Below are 3,023 nucleotides of genomic sequence, written 5' to 3'. Positions count from 1 at the left end.
TCTTTGAAAACTGGATAACAGTAACGACATCAAATTTCTGATAGAAATTTTTAAAAGTAAACTCTTTATGAGTTTCACCGGTTGTTTGAGAGAACAACCGAGTGTCTTAGAAGGCTGAGAAACATCGACGGTTAAGCTAATAAGGGCGCACGGTGGATGCCTTGGCACTAGGAGCCTAAGAAGGACGGGACGAACACCGATATGCTTCGGGGAGCTGTAAGTAAGCTTTGATCCGGAGATTTCCGAATGGGGGAACCCAGCACGCGTAATGGCGTGTTATTTATACCTGAATCCATAGGGTATAAAAGGCAGACCCGGGGAACTGAAACATCTTAGTACCCGGAGGAAGAGAAAGCAAATGCGATTACCTGAGTAGCGGCGAGCGAAACGGTAACAGCCCAAACCAGAAGGCTTGCCTTCTGGGGTTGTAGGACACTCCATTGGAGTTACAAAGGAACGGAGTAGGTGAAGCGATCTGGAAAGATCCGCGAAACAAGGTAACAGCCCTGTAGCCGAAACTTCGTTCCCTCCGGAGTGGATCCTGAGTACGGCGGGACACGTGAAACCCCGTCGGAATCCGGGAGGACCATCTCCCAAGGCTAAATACTTCCTAGTGACCGATAGTGAACCAGTACCGTGAGGGAAAGGTGAAAAGCACCCCGGAAGGGGAGTGAAACAGATCCTGAAACCGTGTGCTTACAAGTAGTTGGAGCCCGTTAATGGGTGACAGCGTGCCTTTTGTAGAATGAACCGGCGAGTTACGATCCCGTGCAAGGTTAAGTCGAAAAGACGGAGCCGCAGCGAAAGCGAGTCTGAACAGGGCGAATGAGTACGTGGTCGTAGACCCGAAACCAGGTGATCTACCCATGTCCAGGGTGAAGTCCAGGTAACACTGGATGGAGGCCCGAACCCACGCAAGTTGAAAATTGCGGGGATGAGGTGTGGGTAGGGGTGAAATGCCAATCGAACTTGGAGATAGCTGGTTCTCCCCGAAATAGCTTTAGGGCTAGCCTCGAGGTGAGAGTATTGGAGGTAGAGCACTGATTGGACTAGGGGTCCCTACAGGATTACCGAATTCAGTCAAACTCCGAATGCCAATTACTTATCCTCGGGAGTCAGACTGCGAGTGCTAAGATCCGTAGTCGAGAGGGAAACAGCCCAGACCATCAGCTAAGGTCCCAAAGTATACGTTAAGTGGAAAAGGATGTGGAGTTGCTTAGACAACCAGGATGTTGGCTTAGAAGCAGCCATCATTGAAAGAGTGCGTAATAGCTCACTGGTCGAGTGACTCTGCGCCGAAAATGTACCGGGGCTAAACGTATCACCGAAGCTATGGATTGTCCTTTGGACAATGGTAGGGGAGCGTTCCAAGGGCCGTGAAGTCAGACCGAGAGGACTGGTGGAGCGCTTGGAAGTGAGAATGCCGGTATGAGTAGCGAAAAGAGGGGTGAGAATCCCCTCCGTCGAAAGCCTAAGGTTTCCTGAGGAAGGCTCGTCCGCTCAGGGTAAGTCGGGACCTAAGCCGAGGCCGAAAGGCGTAGGCGATGGCAAACAGGTTGAAATTCCTGTACCACCTCCTCACCGTTTGAGCAATGGGGGGACGCAGAAAGGTAGGGTAAGCGCGCTGTTGGATATGCGCGTCCAAGCAGTTAGGCTGGCAAGCAGGCAAATCCGCTTGCCGTGAAGGCTGAGCTGTGATGGCGAGGGAAATTTAAGTACCGAAGTTCCTGATCCTACACTGCCAAGAAAAGCCTCTAGCGAGGTGAGAGGTGCCCGTACCGCAAACCGACACAGGTAGGCGGGAAGAGAATTCTAAGACGCGCGGGAGAACTCTCGTTAAGGAACTCGGCAAAATGACCCCGTAACTTCGGGAGAAGGGGTGCTCATCCGGGTGTATGCCTGGAAGAGCCGCAGTGAAAAGGCCCAAACGACTGTTTATCAAAAACACAGGTCTCTGCCAAGCCGCAAGGCGATGTATAGGGGCTGACACCTGCCCGGTGCTGGAAGGTTAAGAGGAGGGGTTATCCCTTACGGGAGAAGCTCTGAATTGAAGCCCCAGTAAACGGCGGCCGTAACTATAACGGTCCTAAGGTAGCGAAATTCCTTGTCGGGTAAGTTCCGACCCGCACGAAAGGTGCAACGATTTGGGCACTGTCTCAACGAGAGACCCGGTGAAATTATATTACCTGTGAAGATGCAGGTTACCCGCGACAGGACGGAAAGACCCCATGGAGCTTTACTGTAGCTTGATATTGGATTTTGGTACAGCTTGTACAGGATAGGTAGGAGCCTTGGAAGCCGGAGCGCCAGCTTCGGTGGAGGCGTCGGTGGGATACTACCCTGGCTGTACTGACATTCTAACCCAGGACCGTGATCCGGTTCGGGGACAGTGTCAGGTGGGCAGTTTGACTGGGGCGGTCGCCTCCTAAAAAGTAACGGAGGCGCCCAAAGGTTCCCTCAGAATGGTTGGAAATCATTCGCAGAGTGCAAAGGCATAAGGGAGCTTGACTGCGAGACATACAGGTCGAGCAGGGACGAAAGTCGGGCTTAGTGATCCGGCGGCACCGCATGGAAGGGCCGTCGCTCAACGGATAAAAGCTACCCTGGGGATAACAGGCTTATCTCCCCCAAGAGTCCACATCGACGGGGAGGTTTGGCACCTCGATGTCGGCTCATCGCATCCTGGGGCTGAAGTAGGTCCCAAGGGTTGGGCTGTTCGCCCATTAAAGCGGTACGCGAGCTGGGTTCAGAACGTCGTGAGACAGTTCGGTCCCTATCCGTCGTGGGCGCAGGAAATTTGAGAGGAGCTGTCCTTAGTACGAGAGGACCGGGATGGACACACCGCTGGTGTACCAGTTGTTCCGCCAGGAGCATAGCTGGGTAGCTACGTGTGGAAGGGATAAGTGCTGAAAGCATCTAAGCATGAAGCCCCCCTCAAGATGAGATTTCCCATTACGTTAAGTAAGTAAGATCCCTCAGAGACGATGAGGTTGATAGGTCTCATGTGGAAGCATGGCAACATG

At 52.8% G+C, this 3,023-nt stretch carries 1 rRNA gene; it reads left to right on the top strand.

Annotated features, from left to right (window positions below):
* Window positions 1-129 precede the first annotated feature (129 nt).
* Window positions 130-3,023: ribosomal RNA gene (locus tag EBO34_RS20350) — 23S ribosomal RNA — on the top strand; the annotation flags it as partial.

The organism is Alteribacter keqinensis (assembly GCF_003710255.1).
Classification (GTDB): Bacteria; Bacillota; Bacilli; order Bacillales; family Salisediminibacteriaceae; genus Alteribacter; species Alteribacter keqinensis.
The sequence above is the reverse complement of the archived record's forward strand: the minus strand, read 5'-3'. Positions and strand labels throughout refer to the sequence as shown.